This is a genomic window from Paenibacillus forsythiae T98 (assembly GCF_000520735.1).
Classification (GTDB): Bacteria; Bacillota; Bacilli; order Paenibacillales; family Paenibacillaceae; genus Paenibacillus_AQ; species Paenibacillus_AQ forsythiae.
In genome coordinates, this window is record NZ_ASSC01000124.1 from 1 (window position 1) to 3,709 (window position 3,709).

Annotated in this window: 3 protein-coding genes and 1 pseudogene; 3 read left to right on the forward strand and 1 reads right to left on the reverse strand. The window is 55.4% G+C overall.

The window, feature by feature from the left end; genetic code table 11:
• The 3 genes from L692_RS0104280 to L692_RS27730 form a co-directional block, all read left to right on the forward strand.
• A partial coding sequence (locus L692_RS0104280) for a sensor histidine kinase (protein ID WP_025697531.1) occupies positions 1-1,028 on the forward strand: 1,028 nt, incomplete at its 5' end.
• A gap of 166 nt (positions 1,029-1,194) precedes the next feature.
• Positions 1,195-1,761: an FAD-dependent oxidoreductase gene (locus L692_RS0104285; protein WP_025697533.1), complete on the forward strand. Its 567-nt coding sequence runs from the start codon at positions 1,195-1,197 to the stop codon at positions 1,759-1,761.
• Between the two features lie 203 nt (positions 1,762-1,964).
• Entirely contained in the window at positions 1,965-3,191 is a 1,227-nt protein-coding gene (locus tag L692_RS27730) for a phosphorylase family protein (protein ID WP_051503433.1), read from the forward strand.
• A gap of 91 nt (positions 3,192-3,282) precedes the next feature.
• On the opposite strand, the pseudogene L692_RS33390 reads toward L692_RS27730, so the two are convergent.
• A pseudogene (locus tag L692_RS33390) lies at positions 3,283-3,709 on the reverse strand (hypothetical protein); the annotation flags it as partial.

A 3,709-nucleotide genomic window follows, 5' to 3' on the forward strand; every position in this document is an offset into this window, starting at 1 on the left:
TGGTCCTTGGCCCCCCGTATCATCCGGTTGGCGTCCTGCAAATGACAACAAGCACGGCTCCGCTGCGCGACGTCATTATGTCGCAGCTGCTGATTTATGCCGTTTTGTCCGCGGCGGCTCTGCTAGGCGGCTCTCTGCTGTATTTTCCCGCGCTCCGCAGAACCCTCGTTCCGCTGTCCAATATGGGCCGGACCGCCCGGGTGATCGACGCCGGAAATCTCGACGTCCGCTTCCTGGCCTCGCAGGGACAGGCCGAAATCGACAAGCTGTCCCATTCCTTCAACGCCATGCTGGAGCGGCTTGAAACTTCCTTTCAGAGTGAACGCGAGGCCAAGGAGCAGATGCGCAGGTTCGCGGCCGACGCCTCCCATGAGCTGCGGACGCCGCTGACCTCCATCCACGGCTTTCTGGAGGTGCTGCTGCGGGGAGCGGCGGAGAACAAGGATCAGCTGTATAACGCGCTGAGCAGCATGCACGGCGAATCGAGGCGCATCAACAAGCTGGTGGAGGATCTGCTGCTGCTCGCCCGGATGGACGCCGCCCCGCAGCTGCGTGCCAAAGAGCTCTGTCTTGGCGAAGTCATCGAAGACATGCGGTCCCAATTGGAGATGCTTGCCGGTGACCGCGAGGTCGTCTTCGACCTCTCCGGCGGCATAAGAGGCATGTACGATCCGGACAAGATCAAGCAGGTCGTTCTGAATCTGTTCCAGAACGCGGTGCAGTATACCGACCCGGCGACAGGCAGAGTCACCGTCTCGCTGCACGCTTCGGGTTCCCGCGCGGAGCTGACGGTTCGGGATAACGGAGCCGGCATCGCGGCGGAGCATATCCCCCATGTGTTCGACCGGTTTTACCGCAGCGATCCCTCGCGCGCTCGCAGGTACGGCGGTTCGGGGCTTGGTCTGTCCATCTCGAAATCGATAGCCGAGGCGCATGGCGGAGAGATCGGCGTCGCCAGCGTTCCGGGAGAAGGCACAGCCTTCCGGGTGATCCTCCCCTGCTTGCAGGCGGTGGCGAAGGACCGGTAATCAACGATATAATAGATAGCGCCAGAAGATTACACCCAAGTTTGCCGCGTTGCCATCTCAAGGAGCGTATGCTCCGCAAAACTTGGCCTTTGCTTTCGAAGCGAGTTTTGCTGCGTTGCCATCTCAAGGAGCGTATGCTCCGCAAAACTTTTAGGAGGTAATCCCTATGTACGATATCGCTGTCATCGGGGCCGGCCCCGCCGGCGCAAGCGCCGCGCTGTTCGCCGCCAAGGCAGGCAAGAAGACGCTGCTCATCGACAATGACAAGGGCATGACCCGCAGAGGCTGGTACGAGAATTATTACGGCATTTCCGAGATCGGCGGGCCGGACCTGGTGGAGACCGGACACAAGCAGGCGGTGAAGTTCGGAGCGGAGCTGATCGCGGGCCAGGCTAATTCCATCGTCAAAAGCGGAGACAGCTTCACCATTGCAACCGACAGCGGCGCGGCCTATGAGGCCAAGCATGTCATTCTGGCTACCGGCGTGCTGACCGATCTGGCCGCCCAAGCGGGCGTCGCGACGAAGGACGGCACGGAGCCAAGGATCAAGACCGTTGTCGACGTGGACGCTTCCGGCAAGACGAACGTTGAGGGCATCTGGGCGGCAGGCACCGTCGCCGGAGTGAGCGTGCACGCTATCATTACGGCGGGCGACGGCGCGAAGGTGGCGATCAACGTCATCAGCGAGCTGAACGGCGCCAGATATGTGGATCATGATGTGCTGAAGGCTTAAATTCCGGCAGTTAAATAGATAGATCACAAGCAACGTCCCCGGCCTTTTCCGCCGAAGGGACGTTGCTTTTTTGCCGTTGCAGGGATTCCTCCCTCGTCCTCTGAAACCTCCGATACAAATTCCTTCTTTACATACCCGCCCTCTATTAATTATATTAATATTTAAAATATTTAAAAATTAAGTATATTCGGAGGAATGCAAGGATGAAAAAAACCACAGCAATGCTAATCGTATTTTGTATGGTAGTCATCAGCAGCTTTACTTATCATCCGCCGGCTGCCGCCGCGAAAAGTGCGGAGAAGGCGCCTATTGCGGTACAGGGAGCGCTTGATGTCGAAATCGAATCGCTGCTCAAAGCCATGGGCCAGTACACCACGCAAAAAGTAGGAATGTACAGCTACTACATAGGCAAAATTGACGGAATCCCCGTCATCGTAAGCCGGACGGAGATGGGAATGGTCAATGCGGCCACAGCGACAACGCTGCTCATTAAAACGTTCCATCCGCGGGCCATCATTAACCAGGGCACAGCCGGGGGCCATGATGAGAAGACCCATCTGTATGATATTGTCGTCGGCACAGAGCTGATCAACTATATCAACACAATCTCCCCGACCCGAAAGGCGGGCGAAGGCAGCAAGCCGGAAACGTGGAATATGATGACGACCGACGTGCGGGATGACGAGGACAACCTGATGAAATACAAAACGTTCAAAAGCACGCCGGAGCTGGTTGAAGCGGCCATGTCGGTAAAAGACAAGTACATGCACGGGAACGTCTATGCCGGAACGATCGGCAGCGCCGACCAATTCAATAACGAAGTGGACCGGATTCTATGGACGAATGAAGTGCTGGGCATGATGGCGGAGGATATGGAGACGGCTTCCGTGGCTCAGGTAGCGAACGGCTTCCATGTTCCTTTCGTCGGCATCCGGGGGATGTCCGATGCAGGCAGACATGACGAGCACTGGAATCCGACAAGCGGCAGAAACGCCGGAATCTGGACAGGCGAATTTGTGGTTGAAGTCATTAAAGCGATTGACAAGCAGGTGAATTTCGCCACGATTACCAAGGTGAACGGCTTCAATCTGTATGTGAATGGCGTTAAGCAGCGTATCTACATGCTCGATTACAAAGGAAAAGCGCTGATTCCGATCCGCAGCCTGGCAAGCGCGCTTTCCGGTACGAAGCAGTCCAGCATCACCTTCAATCCGAAGACCAAGTCCATTTCGTTCAAATACGATATGAAGACAGCGACTTTCAAACCGGGCGACAGCTTCTTCTTCGATGCGCAAGGAATGAAGCAGCAGGTCGAGTCCCCGTCCGTGGCGGTCAACGGCACAACCTACGTCAGCCTGGATCTGGTCTCGAAGGCATTTGGCCTGGAGACGAAAACCGAGGGCGTGGATCTGTCGATCACAGCGCAATAATGAAGATGATCCAGTAAAAATAAGCAGCGGCAGCCCTGGGCGTTACTCCTTAATGTCTCAAGGCTGCCGCCGCTTTTTTAATCCGCGTGCTTCAAGCAAATCGGTGCAACCGCCTTTGCAGCTTGTTCATTTTAACCGCAGTCTTGTAAAGCCCATATCCTAATACGTTGAACAGCAAGAACAATATGACCCACACCACTTTCCCATGGCCTCTATAATACACGTTCATACTGGCCCACACCGCGAACAATACCCAATAGCCAAACAGCAGCGTAACACCAGCCATAAACGTGGCGTCGGTAAACAGCTTCATGCCAAAATCAATACTCACTGCCCTATTCGTTCCGGGTATGGGGACATAGGTACCGGTACCCACAGTATTCGTAAAAAAACCCTCCTTAAAAGGCACGTTGTTTAGGGAGTCCAGCTTTGATTTTTCCGGATAATGATAGGCAAGCGGATATTCCTGCGGGGCTTTGCTTTTGTCTTCTTGTATCCGAAGCACGACTGCGGTAATG